Here is a 25,502-nt window from a genome sequence, read left to right as displayed (position 1 = left end):
TGGAAAAACCCCGGGGTGGGCGGTCGGGTGCGCACCGCCCGGTCGGGTCACTCGGCCAGGATGGCGTACAGCTTGCGGCGGGCGTCGACCAAGACCGCCAGGGCCGCCTGGCGCTGGGTCTCGGTGCCGCTGAGCCCGATCTGCCGCAGCGCCTCCATCAACGCCCCGCCCGCCTGCCGGAACTCCTGGGCCTCGGCGATGTGCTCGGCGTCGAACTGCTGCCAGGGCTGGCGGCCGCCGCTGTCGGTGGTCTGCGCCGCCTCGGTCTCGCCCGCCTCGGTGAGCGAGAACCGCTTGCGGCCGCCGCTCTCCTCGCTGACGATCAGGCCCTCGTCCTCCAGTAGCTGCAGGGTGGGGTAGATCGAGCCGGGGCTCGGGCGCCATACGCCGCCGGTGCGGGCCTCCAGCTCGGAGATCATCTCGTACCCGTGCATGGGTCGTTCCTTGAGCAGGCCGAGGACTGCCGCGCGGACGTTGCCGCGCCGTCCCCGGCCACCCCCTCGCCCCTGTCCGCCGCCTCGTCCACCTGGGCCGAAGCCGCCGAACGGCGGGCGCATCGGACCGAAGGCGAACAGGCGCGGGTCGTGGTGCCCGTGGTGGCCCTCGTGGCCGCGTCCGTGGCGGTCGTGCCCGTGGCTGTCGTGGTGGCGCATCCGGCGCTCGAGGTTGTGTCGCAACATGTCATGCTCCTATCGATGATGTGTCGCCGATACGTTAACGATATATCGGCAATGTGTCGGAACACAACCACCTCGGGGATACCCCTGGCATGACGCGAAGATCTCACTAGGCTGTGGTCATGCTCACCCTCCCGGTGCGGCAGTTGGCTGAGTCCGACCGTGCCGCAGTGGAACGCCTCCTCGCGGCGTATCCGATCGCGGCGGCGCAGGTGGCGGAGCGGGTGGCGGTGCGTGGCCTGGGCTGGCGCGCCGACGGACGGCTCTACGGGTACGGCGGCCGTCGACAGCCCGAAGCCGTCCTCTGGTCCGGCGGACAGGTCTCCCCGGTGGGTGCCAACGCCGCGGCGGTGGACGCGTTCGCCGAGATGATCAGTGGCCAGCCCCGGGTGTGCGCGTCGCTGGTCGGCGAGGCGGAGTCGGTGCTGGGCCTGTGGGAGCGGCTGCGTCCGAGCTGGGGCCCGGAGCGTACGGTGCGCGCCTGTCAGCCCCTGCTGGTGCTGGACACGCTGTCGTCGGTGAAGGTCGACCCGTTGGTGCGCCAGGTCCGCCCTGATGAGGTCGACCTGGTCTTCCCGGCCTCGGTGGCGATGTACACCGAGGAGGTCGGGGTATCGCCGCTGGGCGAGGATGGCGGGCGCGGCTACCGGGGGCGGGTCGCGGAGCTGGTGCGCGCCGGGCGGTCGTACGCCCGGATCGTCGAGGGCCAGGTGGTGTTCAAGGCCGAGCTGGCCGTCGTCACCCGACACACCGCCCAGATCCAGGGGGTATGGGTGGCGCCCTCGCACCGCGGCCACGGCTACGCCACCGCCGGGATGGCGGCGGTGGTGCGCGACGCGCTGCGCCGGGTCTCCCCGACGGTCAGCCTGTACGTCAACGACTTCAACACCCCGGCCCGCCGCGTCTACGACCGCCTCGGCTTCCGGCAGGTCGGCACCTTCGCCACCGTCCTGTTCTGACAGGTCGCCCCTGTTCTGACAGGTCGTCGGGCCCGGTTGCGCCGCTGGAACTTCCACGCGCGCCACGCCGCAGTCACGAGCCGGTTCTCGTGACTTTCAGCACTTTCGTAACTACTTTAGGTAACGATTGGTGCTGACCACATGTGACGGCCGGCGAGGTGACTACCCCGATGGGGCGGATCGTAAAACAGCTCTCTGAAACCACCACGAAGTACTACTGGTACCCCGGAGAGAAGCAGGAGTGGATCCGCGCTGTCATCGCCATCGGCAGCGGCGGCGCCGCGGGCGCCCTCATGATGCTGCTGACCCGCGACAGTCTCGTCGCCGTCACCGTCGGCTGCTCGGTGTGCCTGGCGGTGGCCGGTTTCAACTTCGGTCGGCGCGATGCCAAGGCGCTGGGCGGATTCCCGGACCTCGGCGACAAGGCGGCTCGGCGGGCGGCGGTGGCGCACACCGGACGGGCTGCGTGGCGCGCGAGCGTACACGGCCTGGGCGGGGCGGTCGCGGCGATCGTGGTGCTCAACCTGCCGCATACCGGCTGGCTGGCCGACTGGCTGCTGCCGGTGGTCCCCGCCGTGGTCGGCGCGCTGGCCCACCAGACCGGCATGATCTGGTCCCAGCTCGCCAGCACCGTCGAGACCACGGGCCCCGCCGCCGCCCCGACCCCGAAACCCTCCACCGACTGACCCGTTCGCCCCGCGGCCCGGGTCGCCGCCCCGGTCGCGGTCGCCCCTTGGTCGCCCCTTGATCGCTCAACCCGTTCGCCCCGCCGCCGGGTCGCCGTCGCCCCTTGATCGCTCAAGTTGCCCGGCAATCGGGGGGATCGGGGTTCAAGATACGCACGGTTGCCGGGCAACTCGCGCGATCAAGGGGGCGGGGCGCGTTGGTGATCACGGTGCCGGGGTGGGGACACACCGTCGAACACGGCCATAAGTTCATGATCAACGGGAAGTCCGTGTTCAACGGGGAAGGGTGGTGGGGGTCAGGCGCGGCGGAGGGTGTCGAGGGCGCGGGTGGTGAGCCAGTCGCGGGTGGCGGCGGCGGGGCCGAAGCGGTCAGGGAGCAGGGCGGTCAGGTCCCAGGTGGAGGCTCCGGTGGTGATCCACTCGGCGAGATGGCGGCCCAGGCCACCGGCCAGGGCCATGCCGTGCAGGCCGCCGCCCGCGGCGACCCAGAGGCCGGGCAGGGCGGTCGGGCCGGCGAGCGGGGCACCGTCGGGGGTGTACGCCTCCACCCCGTGCATGATCTTCGCGAGCTTCACCCGTTCCAGCTCGGGCATGCGGGCCCGCGCCAACTGCCACAGCGGCGCGAACGCCTCCTCGTCCGGTTCGGCCAGCTCGCGCGCCTTGGCTAGCGGCTCGGCGTCTCCGGCGGGCCAGGCCGCCCTCGGATCGGGGCGGCTGCCGCCGATGATCACCGCGCCGTTGGCGGCGCGCAGGTAGAACTGCTGCTCGGGCACGCGGCACGTGGGGGTCGTATCGGGGTCGAGGGCGGGGTGCAGGACTTCGGTCACGCCGTATTGGTGCAGCACCGGAACGACCGGCACGCCCACTCCGGCCAGCGCGCCGATCGCGCCCGCGGCGGCCCCGGCCGCGTTGACGACGACCGGGGTCTCGATGACGCCGTCGCTGGTATGGACGGCGCGGACCGCCCCGCCGGTGGTGTCGATTCCGGTCACCCGTACCCCCGTGCGGATGTCGGCGCCGTGCGCGCGAGCGCCCGCGACCAGCGCGCCCACGAAGTCCTTGGGGCGGACGTAGCCCTCGCCCGGCAGCCACGCCGCGGCCTGCACGTCGGCCAGGTCCAGCCGCGGCGCGAGGTTCATGGTGGCGGAGGCGCCGCGCAGCTCCAGCGGCACGCCCAGCTCGTCGGCGCGGCGGGCCAGCCGCCGCAACTCGTCGACGTGGGTGTGGGACAGGGCGAGCCGCAGGCCGCCCACCGGTCGCCAGCCCGGGTCGTGCCCGGTCTCGGCGCGCAGCATCGCCGCCAGCGCGGGCAGGTATCCGGCCAGCCGCGCGTGCCAGCCGGGGCCGTCCGGGCCGCGCATCGAGGTGACGAACCCGGCTGTGTGCCAGGTCGTGCCCTCGGTGAGTCCGTGCTGCTCCAGCAGCACCGTGTCGCGCCAGCCGGCCCGGCCGAGATGGTAGGCCAGCGAGCAGCCGATCACGCCGCCCCCGATGATCACCGCTGGTGCACTCGCTCCCATTCGGTCAGTGGTAATCGATCGGCCCGGATAACGGAAGGGCTCGGTCACGATTTTGCACCGAGCGGGAGTCGGAGGTGACGGCGCGGAGAACGAATCATGCAAGTGGTTGACGGCGGTCAACCGTGCCGGTAGACCTTGGGGCATGTGGTCGGTGGAGCGTCTGCGCGCACTGGTCGAAGCGGGCGAGATCGACACGGTGCTGCTCGCCATGACCGACATGCAGGGGCGGCTGCAGGGCAAGCGCCTGCACGCCTCCTATTTCCTGGACGAGGTGGTGGCGCACGGCAGCGAGGCGTGCAACTACCTGCTCGCCGTGGACGTCGAGATGACCCCGGTCGACGGCTACGCCGTCTCCGGTTGGTCGCAGGGGTACGGCGACTTCGTGCTCGCCCCCGACTTCGACACCCTGCGCCCGCTGCCCTGGCTGCCCGGCACCGCGCTGGTGCTCGCCGACGTGACGTGGCTGGACGGCAGCCCGGTGGTGCAGTCGCCCCGGCAGATCCTGCGCCGCCAGCTCGACCGGCTGGCCGAGCGCGGACTGACCGCGTATGTCGGAACGGAGCTGGAGTTCGTCGTATACCAGGACACGTACGAGCAGGCGGCCGCGAAGCGGTACCAGGGACTCACCCCGGCCAACGGGTACAACGTGGACTACTCGCTGCTGGGGACCACGAAGGTGGAGCCGCTGCTGCGCGGCATCCGGCTGGCGATGACCGGGGCGGGGTTGTCCCCGGAGAGCGCCAAGGGCGAGTGCAACCTGGGCCAGCACGAGATCGCGTTCCGGTACGCCGAGGCGCTGAAGACCGCCGACCAGCACTCGATCTACAAGCACGGGGCCAAGGAGATCGCCGCGGCGCAGGGCATGTCGCTGACCTTCATGGCCAAGCCGAACCAGCGCGAGGGCAACTCGTGCCACATCCACTTCTCGCTGCGCGACGCCGACGGGCGGCCGGTGATGGCCGAGGGGCACGCGCTCAGCGAGCTGGGGGAACGGGTGCTGGCCGGGCTGCTGGCGACCACCTCCGAGCTGAGCGTGCTGTACGCGCCGAACATCAACTCGTACAAGCGGTACCAGGCGGGCTCGTTCGCGCCGACCGCGCTGCGCTGGGGGCGCGACAACCGCACCTGCGCGCTGCGCCTGGTCGGGCACGACCACTCGCTGCGGGTGGAGCACCGCTCGCCCGGCGGCGACGTGAACCCGTACCTGGCGATCGCGGCGCTGGTCGCGGGTGCCCTGCACGGCATCGACCACGGGCTGACGCTGGAGCCGGAGTTCCGGGGCAACGCCTATCAGGACCCGGCCGCGCCGCGGATGCCCGCCACGCTGCGCGACGCGCTGGGGCGCTGGGAGGGCTCGGCGGTGGCCCGGGAGGCGTTCGGCGACGAGGTGGTCGAGCACTACGGCCACGCCGCCAAGGTCGAGCTGGCCGCCTTCGACGCGGCCGTGACGGACTGGGAACTGGTGCGGGGGTTCGAGCGGCTGTGAAGATCGTCAACCCGGTCACCGAGGAGCTGATCACCTCGGTCGAGCCGGTCGACCCGGCGGGCGTGGACGCGGCGGTGCGCCGCGCGGCGAAGGCTTTCGAGAGCTGGCGGCACGTGTCTCCCGGCGACCGGGCCCGGTTGCTGCGCCGCTTCGCCGCCGTGGTCGACGCGCACGTCGAGGAGCTGGCCCAGCTGGAGATCGACAACGCCGGGCACACCGTCGGCAACGCCCGCTGGGAGGCGGGCAACGTCCGCGATCTGCTCGACTACTACGCGGGCGCGCCGGAGCGGCTGTGCGGGCGGCAGATCCCGGTCGCGGGCGGCTGGGACGTGACGTTCCACGAGCCGCTGGGCGTGGTCGGCGTGATCGTGCCGTGGAACTTCCCGATGCCGATCGCGGCCTGGGGCTTCGCGCCCGCGCTGGCGGCGGGCAACACGGTGATCGTGAAACCGGCCGAGGCGACGCCGCTGACCGCGCTGCGCCTGGGTGAACTGGCGCTGGCGGCCGGGTTGCCCGAGGGCGTGCTGCAGGTGCTGCCGGGGCACGGCGAGGTGACCGGGCACGCGTTGGTGACCCATCCGGGCGTACGCAAGATCTGCTTCACCGGCTCGCCGGCGGTCGGCCGCCAGATCATGGCGAGCTGCGCCGCCGACCTGACCCGGGTCACCCTGGAACTGGGCGGCAAGAGCAGCACCCTGCTGTTCGCCGACGCCGACCTCGAGGCGGCCGCCGCCGCGCTGCCCGGGGCCGTGTTCGACAACGCCGGGCAGGACTGCTGCGCCCGCTCTCGCCTGCTCGTCCAGCGCTCGGTGTACGACGAGTTCCTGGACCTGCTGGAGCCCGCCGTCGCGGCCTGGCGCTGCGGCGACCCCCGCGACCCGGCCACCGGCATGGGTCCGCTGATCACGAGCGAGCACCGGGAGCGGGTGCGCGCCGGAGTGGGCGACGCCCGGGTGCTGCTGCGCGGCGCGGCGCCGGACGGCCCCGGCTGGTGGCATCCGGCGACGGTGCTCGCGGCGAGCGCCCCCGACGAGGACCACTGGCAGCGGGAGATCTTCGGTCCGGTGCTGTCGGTGCTGCCCTTCGACGACGAGGACGAGGCGGTCCGGCTGGCCAACGACACGCCGTACGGGCTGTCGGGCTCGATCTGGACCCGGGACGTCGGCCGGGCGCTGCGGCTGGCCCGCGCCGTCGAAGCCGGGGTGCTCAGCGTCAATTCCCACTCGTCGGTGCGCTACTGGACCCCGTTCGGCGGCGTCAAGCAGTCGGGCATGGGCCGCGAGCTGGGCCCGGACGCGCCGCTGGCGTTCACCGAGACCAAGAACGTCTTCATCGCTACGAGCTAAGGACACCAGTGCAGCGACTTCAGGACCGGGTGGCGGTCATCAGCGGTGCGGCCAGCGGCATCGGCGCCGCCACGGCGCGGCGGTTCGCGGCTGAGGGGGCGTACGTCGTCTGCGTCGACCTCGCCGAGGAGCCGGGCAAGAAGATCGCCGAGGAGGTCGGCGGCGAGTTCGTGCAGTGCGACGTCAGCGACGAGGCGCAGGTGCGCGAGCTGTTCGACGGCGTCGCCGCCCGGCGGGGCCGCCTGGACATCGCCTTCAACAACGCCGGCATCTCCCCGCCCGACGACGACTCGATCCTCGACACCGGGCTGGACGCCTGGGAGCGGGTGATCCGGGTCAACACCACCAGCGTCTACCTGTGCTGCAAGTACGCGCTGCCGCACATGCTCGCCGCGGGCAAGGGCTCGATCATCAACACGGCCAGCTTCGTCGCCCTGATGGGTGCCGCGACCAGTCAGATCGCCTACACCGCCAGCAAGGGCGGGGTACTCTCGATGAGCCGTGAACTGGGCGTCCAGTTCGCCCGGCAGGGGGTGCGGGTCAACGCGCTGTGCCCCGGGCCGGTGGCCACGCCGCTGCTGATGGAGCTGTTCGCGAAGGATCCGGAGCGGGCCGCTCGCCGACTTGTCCATGTACCGATGGGCCGGTTCGCCGAGCCCGAGGAGATCGCGGCGGCGGTAGCCTTTCTCGCCAGTGATGATTCGTCATTCGTCACCGCCTCCCAGTTCATCGTGGACGGAGGCATTACCGGCGCCTACGTGACACCGTTGTGAGCGATGTGACCAGACCGTTGATAGGCATCACCACGTACGTGGAGAATGCCCGCTTTTCCGTGCATGACACCAAGGCCGCCGTGGTGCCCTGGGCCTATGTGGACCAGGTGAGCCGCGCCGGTGGTCGCCCCGTGCTCATCCCGCCCCAGGTCGACGGCGGCGTCGAGGTCCTCGACGGCCTGGACGGCCTCGTCATCTGCGGCGGCGCCGACGTCGACCCCGCGCGGTACGACGAGGCCCCGCACCCGGCCGTGTACACCGACGCGCTGCGCGACTCCGGTGAGCTGCCGCTGGTGCGGGTCGCGTTCAAGACCGGGCTGCCGCTGCTCGGGGTGTGCCGGGGCATGCAGCTGATGACGGTCGCGGCCGGGGGACGGATCCACCAGCACGTGCCCGAGGTCGTCGGCCACGACGGGCACCGGCCGCTCGGCCCGACGAAGGTGTACGCGCACCACCCGGTGCGGTTCGCCACCGGCTCGCGCTGCCGGGAGCTGTTCGGGGCGGAGGCCGTCGTGAACTCGTTCCACCACCAGGCGGTGAAGGACCCGGGTCGGCTCGTGCCGACGGCCTGGTGTGTCACCGACAACCTGATCGAGGCGGTCGAGCATCCCGATCACCCGTTCGCCGTCGGGGTGCAGTGGCACCCGGAGGACATGGCCGCGCCGGACCTGTTCCAGGCGCTGGTCTCCGCCTCGGCGAACACCCACTCGGCCCGTACTGCAACCCGCACCGAGTTCTTCGCCACGGTCTGACCCCCCACCCCACCCGTCTTGCATTGACGCTGGCCTATCTAGAGGGCGAATCCCGGGAAACCGTCCTCTAGATAGGCCAGCGTTTATGAAAGGGCGGGCGTCCGGGGCCCGTCACCCCCGGCGCGGGGCGCGGTGGTGGGTGGCGGCGCTAGAGTTCATGGCATGAACGGCCGTGCGACGCTCACCCCAGGCAAGCAGTCCCCGTGGCGGGACGTCCCCGCCCACATCCCGCGTCCCGAGTACGTCGGCCGCAAGCAGCCCAAGCGCTGGGACGGCCCGCTCACCCAGGACGCCGAGTCGATCGAGAAGATGCGGGTCGCGGGCCGGATCGCCGCGCAGGCGACGCAGCTCGCGGGCGAGCACTGCAAGCCCGGGGTGACCACCGACGAGATCGACCGCCTGGTGCACGAGTTCCTGTGCGACCACGACGCGTACCCGTCGACGCTGGGCTACAAGGGCTTCCCGAAGTCCTGCTGCACCAGCCTCAACGAGGTCATCTGCCACGGCATCCCCGACTCGACGGTGATCGAGGACGGCGACATCATCAACGTGGACGTGACCGCGTTCAAGGACGGGGTGCACGGCGACACCGACGCCACGTTCTGCGTGGGCGAGGTGGCCGAAGAGGCCCGGCTGCTGGTGGAGCGTACGCACGAGGCGATGATGCGGGGCATCAAGGCGGTCGCGCCCGGCCGCCCGATCAACGTCATCGGCCGGGTGATCGAGTCGTACGCGAAGCGGTTCGGCTACGGCGTGGTGCGTGACTTCGGCGGGCACGGCATCGGCCAGTCCTTCCACAGCGGACTGTTCATCCCGCACTACGACAACCCCGCCGCTGACACGATCATGGTGCCGGGCATGACGTTCACCATCGAGCCGATGATCACGCTCGGCGGCATCGCGTACGAGACCTGGCGCGACACCTGGACCGTGGTCACCAAGGACCGTCGCTGGACCGCCCAGTTCGAGCACACGTTGGTCGTCACCGAGGACGGCGCGGACATTCTGACCCTGCCATGAGCGCCGACCACCCCTCGTCGGCCGCACAGGCACAGCACGTTCCGCCGATCGATCACGAGCACGCCGACGTCTCCGGCGGCTGGCTGCGCGCCGCCGTGTTCGGGGCGATGGACGGCCTGGTCACCAACATCGGCCTGATCGCCGGGGTCGGCGGCGCGGGCGTGGCGTCGCGCACCATCGCGCTGACCGGCGTCGCGGGCCTGGTCGCGGGCGCCATCTCGATGGGCCTGGGCGAGTACGCCAGCGTGCGCACCGCCAACGAGCAGATCGAGGCCGAGGTCGCCAAGGAGCGCCGCGAGCTGCACCGCAACCCGCTCGCCGAGGCCGACGAGCTGGCCCAGCGCTGGATCGACCGGGGCATCGCCCCCGACCTGGCCCACCAGCTGGCGCGGGAGCTCTCCGAGCAGCCCGACGAGGCGCTGCGCATGCACGTACGCGAGGAACTGGGCATCGACCCCGACAGCAAGCCGAGCCCGTGGACGGCCGCGATCTCGTCGTTCGTCTGCTTCTCGATCGGGGCGCTGATCCCGCTGCTCAGCTACCTGCTGGGCAGCGACTCGCTGTGGCTGGCGCTGGGCATCGGCGGTCTGGGCCTGTTCGTGGCGGGCGCGCTCACGGCCCGGTTCACCCGCCGCCACTGGTGGGCCACCGGCCTGCGCCAACTCCTGCTCGGCGCCGCCGCCGCGGGCGCCACCTACCTCATCGGCGCCGCCATCGGCGTCAGCACCGCCTGACCCGAGGTAAGGAAGGGCACCTTCTTATCGCTATCCGTGGTAGAAGGTGCCCTTCTTGACGGAAGCGGTGGCTTCCGAGAATTCCTCGCGTAGTGCAGACTGTGCGCGTGCTGAGCCGTCTCGCCCGTACCCTCGGACATCGCCGCTGGTTCGCCCGCATGGGCAAGGCGATCGTGCCGCTCGACCGCGCCGTCGCCAAGCTCACCAAGGGCCGGGTGATCGCGCTCGGGGTGATGCCGACACTGGTCCTCACCACGGTCGGCCGCAAGTCCGGGCAGGCCCGCAACCAGCCGCTGGTGTACGTGCGCGACGGCGAGAACTACGTGGTCATCGGGTCCAACTGGGGCCAGACCAGCCACCCGGCCTGGTCGGGCAACCTGCTCGCCAACCCCGACGCGACGATCACCCTCGGCGGCCGCGAGATCCCGGTGCGCGGTGTGCTGGCGCGCGGCGCCGAGCGGGAGCGGCTGTTCGGGCTGCTGCTGGCGGTGTGGCCGGCGTACCGGACGTACAGCGAGCGCGCCGGTGACCGCGAACTGCGCGTCTTCAGTCTCATCCCGCGCTGAGCGATCCGATTCCCGGAGCGTTAAGAAGGGCCCCTTCTACATCGCAGAGCGATAAGAAGGGGCCCTTCCTTACACCCCCATTGCTACAGGCGGCGTTCGACGGGGAGGCGGGAGCGGGTCAGCAGGCCCGCGCCGGCCATCGCGATCAGCGGCACCGCCGCCACGATGGCCATGGTGTTCCACGGCAGCACCAGGCGCATGGGCCAGAGGTCGGTCGAGGCGTACGCCTCGCTGCCTACGTTGAGGGCCATGATCACCGCGTACGCCGTACCCAGGCCGGCCAGCACGCCCAGCAGGGCCCCGAGGCCGGAGATGACGCCCGACTGGCTCAGCGACAGCGTGCGCCGCATCCGGGGGCTGGCGCCGACGGCGGCCAGGGTGACCAGGTCGGAGCGACTCTCGGCGGCGGCGAGGCCGGTCGCCACCCCGGCCGCGCCGAGCGCCACGAGCGCGGCGACCAGCCCGAGGATCCAGATGATCGGCTCCTCCTGGTAGTTGGGACCCCGCTCGATCGAGAGCCCGACATCGCCGGCGGTGGCGAAGACCGCGGCGTTCAGCGCCTGGGCCTGGTTGCCGTCCGGGGCTGCCCCGTCGCCGACCACACCGCCGGGGCGCAGGCCGAAGCCGAGCCGTCTGGCCAGCGCGGGCGAGACCATGACCGAGAAGCCGTCGATTCCGCCGATACGGAACCCCGGCACCGTCACCTGCGGCAGCGTCGTGAGGTCGTCCGGCCGTACGCCGTCGATCGTCTGCAGCCCGACCTTCCCGTCGCGCAGGTAGATCGAGTGGGTGACCACCGCGCCGCCCTCGGCCAGCGTGCGCCGGGCCGCGGCGATCTGGTCGGCGGGTGCGCCGGTCAGCGCCTCCAGCGTGCTGCCGTCGTCGACGACGGTGAAGACGGCCGAGTTCGAACCGCTGTCCTGGCAGCGCGGGTCGCGCCGGATGGCGGCCCAGTCCGGCTCCTTGTTCTGCGCTCGGGCCTCCCGCCAGTACGGGCACTCGTTCTCGGGCGGCAGGACCAGCTCGATCGTGCAGTCCCGGGGCTGCTGTTCCTGCGGAGCGGGGTTCGCGGTCGGGGCGGGGGTCGGCCCGGGGGTGGGGGTGGCGGGGGGTTCGGCCGGAGAACCCGGCCGCACGGGAGTCGACTGCCAGGCGCAGGCCAGGTCCTGGAAGTCGTGCAGCCGCGTCGTCGGCATGGCGGTCGCCACCGCCTGGCGGACCTTGGCCCACTCGGATGGCGTACTGCCGTCCGTCGGTGGCGTGTGCCGGACGATGAAGTTGCCGACCGGCATCATCTTGTCGTAGTTCTCGATGGAGTGCTGCCGGTCGCTACCCACGAAGGCACCGATCGACACCGCACCCGCCACGGCGGCCATCACCGCGGAGATGGCCGGCGCGGACGAGCCGCGGTTGCGCGCGGTGTCGCGCAGCGCGATCCGGGGCGCCAGGGGCAGCCAGCGCCCGAGCCGCGAGATCAGCCCCACCAGGGCCGGGGTCAGCAGCACCAGGCCCAGCTCGCTGAGCACCACGCCGGTGAGGATCACCGTCGCGCCCTGGCTGGCGGCCGCGCCGTACGCCGCGACGGCCGCGCCCGCCGCCGTCATGACCAGGCCCAGCACGACCCAGCGCTTGCGGGACCGGGTCACGCCGCGCCGCCCGGCGAGCACCGTCACCACGTTCTGCCTGGCGGCGGTGAAGGCGGGCACCATGGCGGCGAGCAGACCGGTGCCGATCGACAGCAGGATGATCGCGCCCTGCGCGGGCAGGTAGAAGCGCAGCCCGCCGGCGCGGGCGTTGATGAGGTGCTCCTCCACCACCGGGCGCAGCACCGCGGCCAGCAGCATGCCGCACAGTACGCCGCCGACCGCCGCGATCGCGCCCAGCACGACCCCGTCGGCCAGCACGATCCGGCGCAGATGCGCCGGAGTGCCACCGGTGGCGGCGATCACCGCCAGGTCCCGACTGCGGCGCCGGGCGCCGACAGCGAACGCCGGACCGGCCAGCAGCACGACCTCCAGCACCATCAGCCCGACGACGATGACGATCAGGGCGATGTCCTCGACCCGCGGCCCGTCGTCCGACTGGTACTGCCACTGCACCGGAGGTGGATTCAGCACAACGGCCCGGCTGTACGCGACGATGCCCTGCTGGTTGAGTTTCTGCACCTCGGGCCAGGTCAGTTCCCCCGGGACGTCGACCAGCCACTGGCCGTCGCTCAGCACCTGGCCGGGGCGGAACACGATGTTGCCGTTGAGCGAACCGGGGAACTCGACGAACGCGGTGACCTTGAAGGTCCGCTCCGGCGAGACGGTCCGCACGGTGTCGCCGATGCCGACGTGCAGCCAGTCGGCCACCTCGTCGTTGACGGCCACCTCGTCGTCGCGCTGGGGCACGGTGCCCGAGAGCAGGTTCACGATGCCGTGGAGCATGGGGTCGGCCAGGTCCATGGTGTGCCCGTTGGTGGTGCCCATGCCGTACGGCGTGTGCATGTCGACCGGCGAACCCGCGACCTGGGTCAGCCGCGACCCCGGCGGCAGCGCCGCGAGCAGGTCCTCGGCCGTGACCGTCTTGGTCAGGCTGCCGCCCTGGGCGGACCAGCCCTCACTGGTCGGCTCCTGTTCGACAGGTCCGTCGCTGACCTTGGTGATGCGGGCGTCCGCCTGGCCGATGGTCCGGTCCAGCTCCTCGGCCGGGCGCAGCTCGTGCATGTCGTACGTCGCGACGAAGAACGACAGCAGCAGCACCGGCAGGCCGATCATGGCGATGACCAGCGCCGAGCGGCCCTTGGCCCGCCGTGCCTCGCGCCGGGCCACCCGCAGCGCGGGGATCCACGACTTCACGCGGTCGCCTCCAGCAGCTGCTCGGGCCGCGCGAGCGGGCCCGAGGTGTCGACGATCACGCCGTCGCGCAGGAAGACGACCCGGTCGGCCCAGCCCGCGTGCCGGGCCTCGTGGGTCACCAGCACCGCGGCGGCACCGGCGTCGACCCGAGCCCGCAGCAGGCGCAGCACCGCCTCGCCGGTCTGCGAGTCCAGCGCACCGGTCGGCTCGTCGGCCAGCACCAGCCGCCGCTGCCCGACCAGGGCGCGGGCGATGGCGACGCGCTGCTGCTGGCCGCCGGACATCTCGTCGGGGAAGCGGTCGGCGTACCCGGACAGCTCGACCTCGGCCAGCGCGGCCTCGGCCTGCGGGCGGGCCTTGCGGGCCGAGACGCCGTCGAGCTCCAGCGGCAGGGCCACGTTCTCGGCGGCGGTCAGGCTGGGCACCAGGTTCAGCGCCTGGAAGACGTACCCGACGCTGTGGCGACGCAGCTTGGCCAACTCCTGGCGGCTGAGCGTGGACAGGGCCCGGCCCTCCACCAGCACCTCGCCGGAGTCGGGGGAGTCCAGACCCCCCGCCAGGTTGAGCAGGCTGGACTTGCCGGAGCCGGACGGGCCCATGACGGCCACGAGTTCACCCGCCTGCACCTCGATGGTCACGCCGCGCAGCGCGTGTACGGCGGCCTCGCCCTTGCCGTGGGTGCGGTGCACCTCACGCAGTTCCAGGATCGGAGTCATGCCTGGGTCTCCCGTGTCGTCGAGGGGGTTTCGTCGCGGGTCGGTAGCGGCGCCGGCGGGGCCGGGCGAAAGCGGACCAGCGCGGTCTCGCAGTGGTCCAGCCAGCGCAGCTCGGCCTCGGATTGGAAGATCATCGCGTCGAGTACGAGTCGCCAGGGCAGCTCGGCGTCGCCGCGTTTGAGCCGGGTGTACTCCTGCAGCGCGCGCATCGTGGCGGTGCGCTGGGTCTGCACGACGGCCGCGACGTTCACGCCCGGGGTGGTCAACGCGAGGGCGAGTTTGATCGCCAGCTCGTCGCGGGGCCGGTCGGTGCGGGCGATGGGGGTGGCGAACCAGAGCGCCAGCTCCGCGCGTCCGGCGCCGGTGATCTCGTACGGCCGCTGCCCCCCGTCGTGTTCGGGCAGCGGATGCACCAGGCCGTCACGTTCGAGTCGGTTGAGGGTGGTGTAGACCTGGCCGATGTTCAGCGGCCAGGTGGAGCCGGTGGAGTCCTCGAACTCGGCCCTGAGCTGGTATCCGTACCGGGGTCCGCGTTCGAGCAGGGCGAGCAGGCCGTGCCTGATTGACATGACTACTGAGTATGCATACGCGGTATAGCCCACGCAACCACTCACACAGCACGGCTGGTCGGAGTGGTTGGCGCCGACGGCGGGGGCTTACCGCGCCACGAGCCACGAATCGGGGCGTCGGCCTCGGCGATCATCGCCGGCCGCCAGAGGCCAGCCGCGAGCCGCGTCAGGGCTGGGGTGGTCAGCGGGTGGTGGGGCGGCCGGGGTAGGTGACGGTGACCGGGGTGAGGCCTGCCAGGCGGCGCCAGTGCGCCGCGCGTACCGCCGCGTCGGTGTATCCCGAGAGCACCTGCTTGCGCAGCTCGCCCTCGGTGGCCGAGAGCGTGGCGCGCCACGTCGCGGCCACCCCGTCCTCGACGTACGCCGCGAGCTTCAACGCCGACGCCTTGTCGGTCACCGGGAACGGCATCGCGTACCCCGCCTCGGCCGCGGGCGGGTCGACCTTGAGGGCGGCCAGTTGCACCAGCAGCGCGTCCCGGCGCACCCGGTGCACCTCCTGGACCGTCCGGGCCAGTTCCCGACCCGCCTTGTCCAGCAGCACCCCCAACCGGCCGTACGCGAAGATCGCGGCGTACTCCGCCGCCAGCGCGGCGCCGAGCCGCTGCCCGAGCTGCTCACTCACGGGATCAGCACCTCCAGGTGGGTGGCGCGGGCGACCGCGATCTCCCCGACGAGCGTGGCACGGGCGGCGGTGGTGGCCAGGCAGGCCTCGGCGGCCTGGCGGCCACCGTTCTGTTCGGCGGTGCGCAGCGAGTTGATCACGGCTTTACGGTCCCCGGCGGCCGGGGCGAGGCTGCTCGGCCCGAACGCCTGCGCCGACGGACGCGGGTTCATCACCGCGGTCAGGGCGTCGGCGTGCCGGCGGTGCGTCTCGCGCAGCGGCCCCAGCAGCGGCCCCAGCTCGGGCAGCGCGGTCAGCGCCGAGTCGTACGCGGCGATCAGCGTCCAGGTGCCCGCCAGCAGCCCGGTCAGCTCGTCCGGCGCGGGCGGGGTGTCCGGCTCGCCGTCGAACAGGCCGCAGCCTGACGCCGTGACGAGCGCTCCGCTCGCCACCACGCCCGCCAGCGCGCTCCGACGCAGCAGTTCGCGCCGATTGGTGCCCGGCCCGCCCTGCCCGCTACGATCATCTGCCCGTGTCCGCACCGCGCCAGTCTTCCTGATCGCGGCATGCTTTGCCTAATAGCGCAACCAAGCGCTCACACCAGGCATCGGCGGTTGCAGGCCGCTCGGTGTCATCCGGAGCGAACGCGCAGGATGACACCGATTAAGGCCGCAGAGCCGATGCCGCAGCAGTACAGCCTCGCGGGTTACGCTCTGCGCAGTCGACGTATCACCGAGAGGGGTGCCCTCAGATGGCTCAGCGTGGCCGTGCCGCAGGTCGTCAGGCGGGCCGACCGGCCAGTCGGCCAGCCGCCGCGCCCCCATCGCGCACCCCCGTGCCCGAGCTGGCCGCGCGGCGGACCAAGCTGCGCGAGGTGATCGAGCCGGTGGTGGCCGAGACCGGCTACGACCTGGAGGATCTGACGCTCAAGCAGGTCGGTCGGCGGCACCTGGTGCAGGTGGTCGTCGACGGCGACGGCGGCGTCGGCCTGGACGCGATCGCCGACGTGTCGCGCGCGGTCTCCCGGGCGCTGGACGAGGCCGAGGAGGCCGGCACCGACCTGATCCGGGGCGAGTACCAGTTGGAGGTCTCCTCGCCCGGAGTCGACCGGCCGCTCACGCTGCCCCGGCACTGGGCGCGCAACACGGGCCGCCTGGTCAAGGTGAAGGTGGGCGACAAGACGCTGACGGGTCGGATCACCGAGGCCGGCGCGGGCGGTGTCGTGCTCGACGTGGACGGCAAGGTGACCGAGGTCGCGTACGACGCGCTGGGTCCGGGCCGGGTCCAGGTCGAATTCAAGCGGATGAACGAGATCTCCGATGAGGAGCTCGCCGAGTTCGGCGACGACGAGGACGACGATGAGTCGGACCTCGACGCTGACGCTGATGACGAGGCTGGGCCGGATGACGAAGGAGAAGAGCGGTGAACATCGATCTTGCGGCGCTGCGGGCGCTGGCACGTGACAAGGAGATCTCGGAGGAGACCATCCTCCAGGCCATCGAATCCGCGCTGCTCACCGCATACCGGCACACCGAAGGCGCGCAGTCGCACGCCCGCGTCGAGATCAACCGGCACTCCGGCGCGGCCGTGGTGTTCGCGCAGGAGTACGACGCCGAGAGCGGCGACATGGTGCGCGAGTGGGACGACACGCCGCACGACTTCGGCCGCATCGCGGCGATGACCGCCAAGCAGGTCATCCTGCAGCGCCTGCGCGAGGCCACCGACGAGGTGCACTTCGGCGAGTACGTCAACCGCGACGGTGACCTGGTCACCGGCGTGATCCAGGCGCACGAGAGCCGGACCGAGAAGGGCATCGTCTCGGTCGACCTGGGCAAGGTCGAGGCGGTCCTGCCGCAGTCGGAGCAGGTGCCGGGGGAGACGTACCCGCACGGGCAGCGGATCCGGTGTGTGGTCGTACACGTCGCAAAGAGCTTCCGCGGCCCGCAGGTGACGCTGTCGCGCTCGCACCCGGCGCTGGTGAAGAAGCTGTTCGCACTGGAGGTGCCGGAGATCGCCGACGGCACCGTGGAGATCGCCGCGATCGCCCGTGAGGCAGGTCACCGCACCAAGATCGCGGTGCGGTCGACCGTGGCCGGGGTCAATCCGAAGGGCGCCTGCATTGGCCCGATGGGTCAGCGCGTGCGCGCGGTCATGAGTGAACTGCACGGTGAGAAGATCGACATCATCGACTGGTCCGATGACCCGGCCGAGTTCGTCGGCAACGCGTTGTCGCCCGCCAAGGCGCTCAAGGTCGAGGTGGTCGACCTGGCCGCGCGTGCGGCGCGGGTCACCGTCCCGGACTACCAGCTGTCCCTGGCGATCGGTCGAGAAGGGCAGAATGCCAGGTTGGCGGCCCGTCTGACCGGTTGGCGAATCGACATCCGGTCCGACGCGGCCGACGCGCCCGGCGGTGCCGCGCGTCCGCCCCGTAGCGGTGCTGATCACGAGACGGAGCCGGGCGGCACCCCGATCTCCGCATAGGGGTAGACTTGCTCGGTGGTACGACGCACGCGGCTCGCACCGTCGGCGGCATCGCAGGCGGCATCGCAAGCGGCGTCCTCACCTGTCACGCCTGTGGCACCTCCGGTGCGCACATGCGTGGGGTGTAGGCGACGTGCGTCTGCTGTCGATTTACTACGTGTCGTCGCGGTGGAGTCGGAAGCTGGCCAGTTCAGCCTTCGACCCGATCCGCGGCGTGCGATGACCGGCCGCGGGGCGCACGTCCACCCGACGGCGGCCTGTCTCGAGTCGGCGCTGCGGCGCCGCGCCTTCGGGCGCGCGCTGCGGATCACCGGTGTCCTGGATGCCGGCGAGCTGGCCGAGGCGATCCACGGGCCGTGAGGCCTGGAGGATCACGATCCGATCCGAAGGATCGCCGCCACCATCACTGGCGGACCACCGTAGACGCAGCGCTCACGCACGGCGTCTGAGGATCACAGCAAGGTAGGACTACCGACATGGGCACACGATGAAGTCACTGAAATGATCAGGCTTCAAGTGCACAAGTGAGGTCGTGGCGGGTCACTGCCCGCGCGACCTCGGAGTGAGGAGTGCAGTGGCAGGCAAGGCCCGCGTACACGAGCTTGCGAAGGAGCTCGGCGTCGAGAGTAAGGACGTTCTCGCCAAACTCAAGGAGATGGGCGAGTTCGTCAAGACCGCGTCGAGCACCGTGGAAGCTCCCGTCGCCCGACGGCTGAAGAACGCCTTCGCGGCCGGCTCCGGGGGTTCCGCCCCGAGCTCGTCGCATTCGGCACCGGCCCCGGCGGCGACCACAGCGGCGACCGCGAACGAACCCCGGGTGACGGCCAGGCCGGCGCCCCCCAAGAAGCCCGCGGCGGCGCCTTCGGTGATGAAGCCGAAGCCGCCCGTGTCGATGGTGCCGCCGACGCCGGTGACCAAACCGGCCAGCGCCCACGACATCGAGGTCGCGGCAGCCGAGGCGCGTGCCTCGGCGCTCAAGGCCGAGCAGGAGGCCGCACGCGCGGCCCAGCAGGCTGCTCGCAGCCAGCGCGAGGACTCGCCTCGCGGCGACGGCCCCAAGCCCAGCTTCATGCCGCCCCGGCCCGGTTCGTCCGCGGCCGGCGGAGCCCGTCCGGGAGCCCCGGCCGGGCGTCCTGGCGCGCCTGGTGGCGACCGTCGGGACGGGCGTCCCGCCGGCCCCGGTGGGCCGCGCCCCGAGGGTGGTCGCGACCGCGACCGTGGCGACCGTCCGGTCGGCCCGCGTGGCGAGGGCGGCGGCCGTGAGGGCCGTCCCGGCGCCCCGGGTGGCAACCGTCCGCCGCGCAGCGGCGGCAACAACCCGTTCGGCATCTCGTCGGGCGGCGCGGCCCCGTCGCGTCCGTCCCCGGCGGGCATGCCCCGGCCGAACCCGGCGTCCATGCCGCCTCGGCCCAGCCCGGCCTCGATGCCGCCGCGGCCCAACCCGGCCTCCATGCCCAGCCAGCGCCCGGCCCGTCCGGGTGGCCCTGGTGGCGGTGCCGGTCGTCCCGGTGGCGGCGCGGGTCGTCCCGGTGGCGGCGGCGGTGGCTTCCGCGGCGGTCCCGGTGGCGGCGGCGGTGGCGGTGGCTTCCGTGGCGGTCCTGGTGGCGGCGGTGCCGGCACCGGCTTCCGTCCCGGCGGCGGCGCTCCTGGCGCCGGCGGCGGCTACCGCGGTGGCCCCGGTGGTGGCACCGGTGCTCCGCCGGCGGGCGGCGCGGGTCGTCCCGGTGGCGGCGGCGCGGGTGGTCGCGGTCGTGGCGGCGGCGCCGCAGGTGCCTTCGGTCGTGGCGGCGGCAAGTCGCGCGGCCGCAAGTCGAAGAAGCAGCGGCGTCAAGAGTTCGACAACCTGTCCGCGCCCACGATGAGTTCGGGCGCGCCGCGTGGTCAGGGTCAGGCGATCCGGCTGCCGCGCGGTGCCTCGCTGTCGGACTTCGCGGACCGGATCAACGCCAACCCGGGCTCGCTCGTCCAGGAGATGTTCAACCTGGGCGAGATGGTGACGGCGACCCAGTCGTGCACCGACGACACCCTGCTGCTGCTGGGTGCGCACCTCGGCTTCGAGGTGCAGATCGTCAGCCCCGAGGACGAGGACCGCGAGCTGCTGGCCCGGTTCAACATCGACCTCGACGCCGACGTCGACGAGGAGCGTCTGGTCAGCCGGCCGCCCGTGGTGACCGTCATGGGTCACGTCGACCACGGTAAGACCAAGCTGCTGGACGCGATCCGGTCGGCGAACGTGGTCGAGGGCGAGGCCGGTGGCATCACCCAGCACATCGGTGCGTACCAGGTGCACGTCGAGCACGACGGTGAAGACCGCGCGATCACGTTCATCGACACCCCGGGTCACGAGGCGTTCACCGCCATGCGTGCCCGTGGTGCCCAGGCCACCGACATCGTGGTGCTGGTCGTCGCGGCCGATGACGGCGTCATGCCGCAGACGATCGAGGCGCTCAACCACGCCAAGGCGGCCGACGTGCCGATCGTGGTGGCGGTCAACAAGATCGACAAGCCCGAGGCCAACCCCGGCAAGGTGCGTCAGCAGCTGACCGAGTACGGCCTGGTCGCCGAGGAGTACGGCGGCGACACCATGTTCGTCGACATCTCCGCCAAGAGCCGTCTCAACATCGACGGCCTCCTGGAGGCGGTGCTGCTGACCGCGGACGCGTCGCTGGAGCTGACCGCTCCGATCGACGGTCACGCCCAGGGTCTGGCCATCGAGGCCCGGCTCGACAAGGGCCGTGGTCCGGTGGCGACGGTCCTGGTGCAGAAGGGCACGCTCAACGTCGGCGACTCGATCGTGGCGGGCAACGCCTACGGTCGCGTCCGGGCGATGCTGGACGAGAACGGCAACCCGCTCGCCTTCGCGGGTCCGGCCCGTCCGGTCATGGTGCTCGGTCTGACCGCGGTGCCGGGTGCGGGTGACACCTTCCTGGCCGCCGACGACGACCGTACGGTGCGCCAGATCGCCGAGCAGCGCCAGGCCCGCAAGCGGGCGGCCGAGCAGGCGAGCCTGCGCGGCCGGGCGACGCTGGAGAACCTGCTCGAGAAGATCAAGGAGGGCGAGCGCACCTCGCTCGACCTGATCATCAAGGGCGACGTCTCCGGTTCCGTGGAAGCCCTCGAGGACGCGCTGGTCAAGCTGCCGATCCCGGAGGAGATCCAGCTTCGGATCATCCACCGTGGCGTCGGCGCGATCACCGAGAACGACGTCAACCTGGCGTCCGCCTCGGCGAACTCGACCGCGATCATCATCGGCTTCAACGTGCGCCCGATGGACCAGGCTCGCGACCTGGCCGACCGCGTCGGCGTGGAGATCCGTTACTACACGGTCATCTACCAGGCCATCGACGAGATCGAGGCGGCCCTCAAGGGCATGCTCAAGCCGGAGTTCGAGGAGGTCGCCCTGGGTTCGGCGGAGGTCCGCGAGGTCTTCCGTTCGTCCAAGGTGGGTCTCATCGCCGGTTGCCTCGTGCGGTCCGGTCTGCTGCGGCGCAACGCCAAGGCCCGGGTGGTCCGCGACGGCACGGTCGTGGCGGAGCACGCCTCGATCACCTCGCTCAAGCGGTTCAAGGACGACGCGACCGAGGTCCGCGAGGGCTTCGAGTGCGGTCTGACCCTGGGTGGCTACGGCAACCTGCAGGTCGGCGACGTCATCGAGACCTTCGAGATGCGGGAGAAGCCCCGCGCGTAAGGCTCAACCCAGGCGGCCGGTGCGACAGCACCGGCCGCCTGGCCATGTCCGGGGCATGCTGCCCTGATACTGGGTTCGAGGAGGGCAGATGGCCAGATACGCACTGCTGACGGCACCATCGGCGAACAGGGTGTACGCGCAGTCCGCACCCGACCTGGTCGCCGCCGAGCTGTCCGTGTTCGGCGAGCGGGCAATGGACGGGCGGCTGGAACCGGCCGAGACGGTCGAGTTCGCCGGGCTGCCATACCTGGTCTTCGAGACCGAGGGTGGCCCGCTGTCCGACGACGACCTGCGCCTGCTGGCGAACCTGTCCTCCGGGTACGCGCTGTTCGAGGTCACCGGGGACGACCTGTTCCGCCCGGTCGGGCGGCCGGGCCTGGACCGGTTCGACGACGACCTGATCACGATCCAGAAGTACGCGGGCAAGACCAACGAACACTTCACCAAGCTGCTGCTCAACGTGACCGTGCTGGCCACCAGCTGGGCCGATCAGCTGCTCACCCGCCGGTTCACCGTGCTGGACCCGGTGGCGGGCCGGGGCACCACGCTCAACCAGGCCCTGATGTACGGCTGGGACGCGGTCGGCATCGAGCTGGACGGCAAGGACGTCGAGGCGTACTCGGCGTTCCTGAAGACCTGGCTCAAGCGCAAGCGGATCAAGCACACCGCCGAGGTCACGCCGCTGCGCCGCGAGGGCAAGCGGCTCGGGCGGCGCTTCGACGCCCGCATCGGCGACGTGCGCGACCAGCCGCAGCACGTGGCCCTGCTGGAAGCCGACACCACCGCCACCAAGGGCCTGCTCAAGGGCAACTCCGCCGACGTGATCGTGGCCGACCTGCCGTACGGGGTGGTGCACGGCAGCCGTACCGGCAAGGGGCTCGCGCGCGGGCCGCAGGAGCTGCTGGAGGAGTCGCTGCCCGGCTGGGTGGCGCTACTGCGCCCCGGCGGCGCGCTGGGCATGTCGTGGAACACCCACGTCGCCCCGCGCGAGGACGCGTTGGACCTGCTGGAGGAGAACGGACTGGAGGCCGTCGACTACGAGGGCTTCGAGCACCGGGTCGACCAGGGCATCAACCGCGACATTCTGGTGGCCCGCAAGGTGTGATCTCGCGTACGCTTCCGGCTCGTGCATACCGGAACATCCGTCTTCGACCTGCTGCTGCCGGGTGACTCCCGGTCGCTGAAGGAGAAGCGCTCATACGTGCGCCCGATCATCGCGGCGCTGAAGAAGTTCGAGGTCGCGGTCGCCGAGGTCGGCGCACTGGAGTTGCACGGCCGCACCGAGATCGGGGTGGCCGTGGTCGCGGCCGACCCGGCCCACGTCACCGAGATCCTCGACCGCTGCGAGCGGCTCGTGGTCAACCGCCCCGAGGTGGAGGTCGTCTCGGTCAAGCGGCGCTGGTACGGCGACGACGACTAGGTCGCCCATGTGCGACCGAGCGGGGGTTCGGGTAGGGCAGGTAGTGTCATGGTGTTGGTTTCGACCCTGCTCGGGGCTCGGCGGGCGGCAACTGGGCCGACGTTGAGTCACGGGTGCGGTCGTCGGTCGCGGAGGTGACGTGATGGGTGATCCGGCAAAGGTGCGCAAGCACGCCGAACGAGTGCGGGAGCTGGTGGCTTCCGCGGTACGCACCCAGGTCAAGGACCCCAGGCTCGGCATGATCACGATCACCGACGCCCGGATCACCGCCGACCTGCGGGAGGCGACCGTCTTCTACACCGTGCTCGGTGACGCCGAGGCCCAGGCGGGCACGGCCGCCGCGCTGGAGAGCGCCAAGGGCATGCTGCGCGGCGTGGTCGGCCGGGCCCTGGGCCTGCGCCACTCGCCGTCGCTGGCCTTCGTCTCCGACGACGTGCAGGAGCACGTGAAGCACATCGACGACCTGCTGGCCGAGGCCAAGCAGCGCGACGCCCAGGTGCAGACGCTGGCCGCCGGGGCGGAGTACGCCGGGGACGCCCAGCCGTACCGGGTGGATGAGGACGACGAGGACGAGGCGCAGGACGACGAGGAGGAGTCTGCGCTGCCCGCGGCGGCTCAGCGGTGATCGCTACGGAACCGGCCGGCGCGGCGGTGTCGCGCCGGCCCTCGGAACAGGACTGGGACGCCGCGGTCGCGGCGGTCCGGACCGGGCTGCGGCCCGGCGCCCGCGTGCTGCTGGTCTGCCACGTCAACCCCGACGGCGACGCGCTGGGCAGCATGCTCGGCTTCGCCCAGGGGCTGCGACAGCTCGGCGTCGAGTCGCTGCAGTGCACCTTCCCCGGGCCGCTGACCGTGCCCGCACCGCTGCACATGCCCGCGATGGACCTGCTCGTCCCCGAGTCCGAGGCCGACCCGGCCCCCGACCTGCTGGTCACCTTCGACGCCGCGAGTGAGGGGCGCCTGGGCTCACTCGTCGACCGGTTGGAGACAGCCGAGGCGAGCGTGGTGCTCGACCACCACGCCTCCAACACCGGGTTCGGCAAGGTGTCGCTGGTCGACCCGTACGCCGCGGCCACCTCCGTGGTCGCCGCCGAACTGCTGCGGCGCCTCGGCGTGACGCTCGACCGGGGCATCGCCGAGTGCCTGTACATCGCGCTGGTCACCGACACCGGCTCGTTCAAGTTCGACCTGACCACGCCCGAGGTGCACGAGCTGGCGGCCCGGCTGGTCGCCACCGGCATCGGTGTCGGCGAGATCTCCCGTCGGATCTTCGACAACCGCCCGTTCGGGGCGATCCGCCTGTTCGGGGAGGTGCTGGGCCGGGCTGAGCTCGACCCGGCCGCCGCGGGCGGGCGCGGCCTCGTCATCGCCGTGGCCACCCTGGACGACCTGGCCAAACACGAGCAGCCGCCATACGTGCTGGAGGCGCTGATCGACTCGGTGCGCTGCACCGCCGAGGCGGACGTGGCCCTGCTGCTCAAGCAGGTCGCCCCGGCCGAGTGGGCGGTGTCGATGCGCAGCAAGGGCGGCGCCGACGTCAGCCTGATCGCGGTGGCGCTGGGCGGCGGCGGGCACCGGCTCGCGGCGGGCTTCACCGGACGCGGCACGGCCGCCGAGGTCATCTCAGCGGTCCGGGAGCGCCTGGCCGAGCAGGACTGACAGCCGCACGTCTCGGGCGGAAAGGCTCCCCGGCACACCGGTCATCGGGGCACAATCGGGAGCATGGAGACACCGCCCGAGGTAGTCGTCGAACCGACGCGGCCCTGGGCGCGGGCGCACGTGATGCTGCCGGTGTTCGTACCGCTGTCGCTCATCGGCGGGCTGCTGCCCTCGTTCTCACTGGCCGCCAACCTGTATGTGCTGGCGCTTGGCGGGGGCATGCTCGTGGCCGGGATGTCGTCTCGCCTGCCGCGCCGGGCCGCGCCGTCCGGGCTGCTGCCCGGGGTGGTCTGGTGGCTGCTGCCCCTCGCGATCTTCGTCGTGGTCGAGGTGTTCACCTTCGGCATGGGCTCGACCAACGCCTACCCGACCCTGTCCCTGCTGGCCGATCCGGTGCTGGACGGATACCCGGCCCGCGCGCTGGCCTACTTCGGCTGGCTGTGCGCCTTCTGGGGGCTGGTGCGGCGATGACCCTCAGTCGAACCCTGGTCATCGCCGGGTTCCTCCTGTCCGGGCTGGCACTGGCCGCGGTGGAGTGGGCCGCCCGCCGCCCCGGTTCCCGCATCCCCACGCTCGGCGACGTGGCCGCCCTGGTCATGCGGTACGACGTCGGCGGCCTGCCGGTGGGCCGCCTGGCCATCCTCCTGTTCTGGTTCTGGCTCGGCTGGCACTTCCTCGCCCGTTGACCCCCGCCGGCTCCCCGCTGACCCCGTCGCCCCGCCGCTGACCCGCTCGGCCCGCCACCGGTCGGTTCGCCAAGATCACTTAAGTTGCCGGGCAATCGTGCGTATCTTGGGCACTCTTTCCCCCGATTGCCCGGCAACATGAAGTGATCTTGGGTGTGACCCCGGGCCGGGCAGGGCGGGATGGGCGAGGCGAGGGTGGTGGGGGTGTGACGGATCGCGGAAAGGACATTTCCGACTGATTGCCCGTTCAGCAACTCCTGAAGTGCGCAGAGTCGGAAACGCGATTCCGTGATGTGGGAACGTGCGTGCAGGATGTGGAACTG

Annotated in this window: 26 protein-coding genes; 19 read left to right on the top strand and 7 right to left on the bottom strand. The window is 71.8% G+C overall.

The annotated features are described in order from the left end of the window. Positions 1-47 precede the first annotated feature (47 nt). Positions 48-653: a PadR family transcriptional regulator gene (locus tag KUA19_RS00525; protein WP_217394632.1), complete on the bottom strand. Its 606-nt coding sequence runs from the start codon at positions 651-653 to the stop codon at positions 48-50. Between the two features lie 146 nt (positions 654-799). Between KUA19_RS00525 and KUA19_RS00520 the strand changes: the two genes are divergently transcribed. Together KUA19_RS00520 and KUA19_RS00515 are read left to right on the top strand one after the other, a co-directional pair. Beyond that, positions 800-1,636 (top strand): GNAT family N-acetyltransferase, encoded by an 837-nt coding sequence (locus tag KUA19_RS00520; RefSeq protein WP_217393719.1) that lies wholly within the window; start codon positions 800-802, stop codon positions 1,634-1,636. Positions 1,637-1,806: 170 nt separating this feature from the next. Next, on the top strand, positions 1,807-2,322 hold the full coding sequence (locus KUA19_RS00515; RefSeq protein WP_217393717.1) for a hypothetical protein: 516 nt from the start codon (positions 1,807-1,809) through the stop codon (positions 2,320-2,322). Between the two features lie 296 nt (positions 2,323-2,618). Here KUA19_RS00515 and KUA19_RS00510 read toward each other — a convergent pair whose 3' ends face one another. After that, positions 2,619-3,842, bottom strand: a complete 1,224-nt coding sequence (locus KUA19_RS00510; protein ID WP_217393715.1) for an NAD(P)/FAD-dependent oxidoreductase — start codon at positions 3,840-3,842, stop codon at positions 2,619-2,621. A 142-nt stretch (positions 3,843-3,984) separates the two neighbouring features. Here KUA19_RS00510 and KUA19_RS00505 point away from each other — a divergent pair, with 142 nt between their 5' ends. The 7 genes from KUA19_RS00505 (at position 3,985) to KUA19_RS00475 (ending at position 10,519) form a co-directional block, all read left to right on the top strand. After that, positions 3,985-5,328: a glutamine synthetase family protein gene (locus tag KUA19_RS00505; RefSeq protein WP_217393713.1), complete on the top strand. Its 1,344-nt coding sequence runs from the start codon at positions 3,985-3,987 to the stop codon at positions 5,326-5,328. 2 nt (positions 5,329-5,330) lie between these two features. Continuing rightward, complete coding sequence (locus KUA19_RS00500) at positions 5,331-6,674, top strand: aldehyde dehydrogenase family protein (RefSeq protein ID WP_308167312.1); 1,344 nt, start codon at positions 5,331-5,333, stop codon at positions 6,672-6,674. A gap of 8 nt (positions 6,675-6,682) precedes the next feature. Continuing rightward, positions 6,683-7,447, top strand: coding sequence for a 3-oxoacyl-ACP reductase (locus KUA19_RS00495; RefSeq protein WP_217393709.1), 765 nt, complete (start codon positions 6,683-6,685; stop codon positions 7,445-7,447). A gap of 5 nt (positions 7,448-7,452) precedes the next feature. After that, complete coding sequence (locus KUA19_RS00490) at positions 7,453-8,199, top strand: gamma-glutamyl-gamma-aminobutyrate hydrolase family protein (protein ID WP_308167256.1); 747 nt, start codon at positions 7,453-7,455, stop codon at positions 8,197-8,199. Between the two features lie 162 nt (positions 8,200-8,361). Then, positions 8,362-9,219, top strand: coding sequence for a type I methionyl aminopeptidase (gene map / locus KUA19_RS00485; RefSeq protein WP_217393705.1), 858 nt, complete (start codon positions 8,362-8,364; stop codon positions 9,217-9,219). Next, positions 9,216-9,953: a VIT1/CCC1 transporter family protein gene (locus KUA19_RS00480; RefSeq protein WP_217393703.1), complete on the top strand. Its 738-nt coding sequence runs from the start codon at positions 9,216-9,218 to the stop codon at positions 9,951-9,953. The genes map and KUA19_RS00480 overlap by 4 nt, the downstream gene beginning before the upstream one ends. Before the next feature lie 101 nt (positions 9,954-10,054). Next, positions 10,055-10,519, top strand: a complete 465-nt coding sequence (locus tag KUA19_RS00475) for a nitroreductase/quinone reductase family protein (RefSeq protein ID WP_217394631.1) — start codon at positions 10,055-10,057, stop codon at positions 10,517-10,519. Positions 10,520-10,602: 83 nt separating this feature from the next. Here the strand turns inward: KUA19_RS00475 and KUA19_RS00470 are convergent, their stop codons facing one another. The 5 genes from KUA19_RS00470 to KUA19_RS00450 form a co-directional block, all read right to left on the bottom strand. Beyond that, positions 10,603-13,359, bottom strand: coding sequence for an ABC transporter permease (locus KUA19_RS00470; RefSeq protein WP_217393701.1), 2,757 nt, complete (start codon positions 13,357-13,359; stop codon positions 10,603-10,605). Further along, positions 13,356-14,075: an ABC transporter ATP-binding protein gene (locus KUA19_RS00465; RefSeq protein WP_217393699.1), complete on the bottom strand. Its 720-nt coding sequence runs from the start codon at positions 14,073-14,075 to the stop codon at positions 13,356-13,358. The genes KUA19_RS00470 and KUA19_RS00465 overlap by 4 nt, the downstream gene beginning before the upstream one ends. Then, entirely contained in the window at positions 14,072-14,644 is a 573-nt protein-coding gene (locus KUA19_RS00460) for a PadR family transcriptional regulator (protein WP_217393697.1), read from the bottom strand. The genes KUA19_RS00465 and KUA19_RS00460 overlap by 4 nt, the downstream gene beginning before the upstream one ends. 181 nt (positions 14,645-14,825) lie before the next feature. Beyond that, positions 14,826-15,266 carry a ferritin-like domain-containing protein gene (locus tag KUA19_RS00455; protein WP_217393695.1) on the bottom strand — a complete coding sequence of 147 codons (441 nt, stop codon included), beginning with the start codon at positions 15,264-15,266 and terminating at the stop codon, positions 14,826-14,828. After that, the gene (locus KUA19_RS00450) at positions 15,263-15,787 is read right to left on the bottom strand and encodes a hypothetical protein (RefSeq protein ID WP_217393693.1); all 525 of its coding nucleotides are present in this window, start codon (positions 15,785-15,787) and stop codon (positions 15,263-15,265) included. Before KUA19_RS00450 ends, KUA19_RS00455 begins: the two co-directional genes overlap by 4 nt. Positions 15,788-15,996: 209 nt before the next feature. Here KUA19_RS00450 and rimP point away from each other — a divergent pair, with 209 nt between their 5' ends. From rimP to KUA19_RS00400, 10 genes are all read left to right on the top strand, one after another. Continuing rightward, a complete protein-coding gene (gene rimP, locus KUA19_RS00445) occupies positions 15,997-16,671 on the top strand; it encodes a ribosome maturation factor RimP (RefSeq protein WP_217393691.1) in 675 nt (224 codons plus the stop codon). Then, the gene (gene nusA / locus KUA19_RS00440; protein ID WP_308167255.1) at positions 16,668-17,726 is read left to right on the top strand and encodes a transcription termination factor NusA; all 1,059 of its coding nucleotides are present in this window, start codon (positions 16,668-16,670) and stop codon (positions 17,724-17,726) included. The genes rimP and nusA overlap by 4 nt, the downstream gene beginning before the upstream one ends. A 15-nt stretch (positions 17,727-17,741) precedes the next feature. Beyond that, positions 17,742-18,086, top strand: coding sequence for a YlxR family protein (locus KUA19_RS44385; protein WP_308167254.1), 345 nt, complete (start codon positions 17,742-17,744; stop codon positions 18,084-18,086). Positions 18,087-18,300: 214 nt separating this feature from the next. Then, on the top strand, positions 18,301-21,414 hold the full coding sequence (infB, locus tag KUA19_RS00430; protein ID WP_217393689.1) for a translation initiation factor IF-2: 3,114 nt from the start codon (positions 18,301-18,303) through the stop codon (positions 21,412-21,414). Between the two features lie 88 nt (positions 21,415-21,502). Further along, positions 21,503-22,519, top strand: coding sequence for a TRM11 family SAM-dependent methyltransferase (locus tag KUA19_RS00425; protein WP_217393687.1), 1,017 nt, complete (start codon positions 21,503-21,505; stop codon positions 22,517-22,519). 21 nt (positions 22,520-22,540) lie between these two features. After that, positions 22,541-22,834, top strand: a complete 294-nt coding sequence (locus KUA19_RS00420; RefSeq protein WP_217393685.1) for a DUF503 domain-containing protein — start codon at positions 22,541-22,543, stop codon at positions 22,832-22,834. Positions 22,835-22,976: 142 nt separating this feature from the next. Next, positions 22,977-23,459, top strand: a complete 483-nt coding sequence (rbfA, locus tag KUA19_RS00415; RefSeq protein ID WP_217393683.1) for a 30S ribosome-binding factor RbfA — start codon at positions 22,977-22,979, stop codon at positions 23,457-23,459. Beyond that, entirely contained in the window at positions 23,456-24,493 is a 1,038-nt protein-coding gene (locus tag KUA19_RS00410) for a DHH family phosphoesterase (RefSeq protein ID WP_308167253.1), read from the top strand. Before rbfA ends, KUA19_RS00410 begins: the two co-directional genes overlap by 4 nt. Before the next feature lie 63 nt (positions 24,494-24,556). After that, a complete protein-coding gene (locus KUA19_RS00405) occupies positions 24,557-24,964 on the top strand; it encodes a hypothetical protein (RefSeq protein ID WP_217393681.1) in 408 nt (135 codons plus the stop codon). Next, positions 24,961-25,179, top strand: a complete 219-nt coding sequence (locus tag KUA19_RS00400; RefSeq protein WP_217393679.1) for a DUF6186 family protein — start codon at positions 24,961-24,963, stop codon at positions 25,177-25,179. The genes KUA19_RS00405 and KUA19_RS00400 overlap by 4 nt, the downstream gene beginning before the upstream one ends. Positions 25,180-25,502 lie beyond the last annotated feature (323 nt).

Source organism: Catellatospora tritici (assembly GCF_019083965.1).
GTDB lineage: Bacteria > Actinomycetota > Actinomycetes > Mycobacteriales > Micromonosporaceae > Catellatospora > Catellatospora tritici.
This window is presented reverse-complemented; position numbering and strand designations above follow the sequence as displayed.

Bases quoted from the DNA above. Each gene is read 5' to 3' on its own strand.
- KUA19_RS00525 (WP_217394632.1), bottom strand. From the start codon at position 653: ATGCGCCACCACGACAGCCACGGGCACGACCGCCACGGACGCGGCCAC.
- KUA19_RS00520 (WP_217393719.1), top strand. From the start codon at position 800: ATGCTCACCCTCCCGGTGCGGCAGTTGGCTGAGTCCGACCGTGCCGCA.
- KUA19_RS00515 (WP_217393717.1), top strand. From the start codon at position 1,807: ATGGGGCGGATCGTAAAACAGCTCTCTGAAACCACCACGAAGTACTAC.
- KUA19_RS00510 (WP_217393715.1), bottom strand. From the start codon at position 3,842: ATGGGAGCGAGTGCACCAGCGGTGATCATCGGGGGCGGCGTGATCGGC.
- KUA19_RS00505 (WP_217393713.1), top strand. From the start codon at position 3,985: ATGTGGTCGGTGGAGCGTCTGCGCGCACTGGTCGAAGCGGGCGAGATC.
- map (WP_217393705.1), top strand. From the start codon at position 8,362: ATGAACGGCCGTGCGACGCTCACCCCAGGCAAGCAGTCCCCGTGGCGG.
- KUA19_RS00480 (WP_217393703.1), top strand. From the start codon at position 9,216: ATGAGCGCCGACCACCCCTCGTCGGCCGCACAGGCACAGCACGTTCCG.
- KUA19_RS00465 (WP_217393699.1), bottom strand. From the start codon at position 14,075: ATGACTCCGATCCTGGAACTGCGTGAGGTGCACCGCACCCACGGCAAG.
- KUA19_RS00460 (WP_217393697.1), bottom strand. From the start codon at position 14,644: ATGTCAATCAGGCACGGCCTGCTCGCCCTGCTCGAACGCGGACCCCGG.
- rimP (WP_217393691.1), top strand. From the start codon at position 15,997: ATGGCTCAGCGTGGCCGTGCCGCAGGTCGTCAGGCGGGCCGACCGGCC.
- KUA19_RS00425 (WP_217393687.1), top strand. From the start codon at position 21,503: ATGGCCAGATACGCACTGCTGACGGCACCATCGGCGAACAGGGTGTAC.
- rbfA (WP_217393683.1), top strand. From the start codon at position 22,977: ATGGGTGATCCGGCAAAGGTGCGCAAGCACGCCGAACGAGTGCGGGAG.
- KUA19_RS00405 (WP_217393681.1), top strand. From the start codon at position 24,557: ATGGAGACACCGCCCGAGGTAGTCGTCGAACCGACGCGGCCCTGGGCG.
- KUA19_RS00400 (WP_217393679.1), top strand. From the start codon at position 24,961: ATGACCCTCAGTCGAACCCTGGTCATCGCCGGGTTCCTCCTGTCCGGG.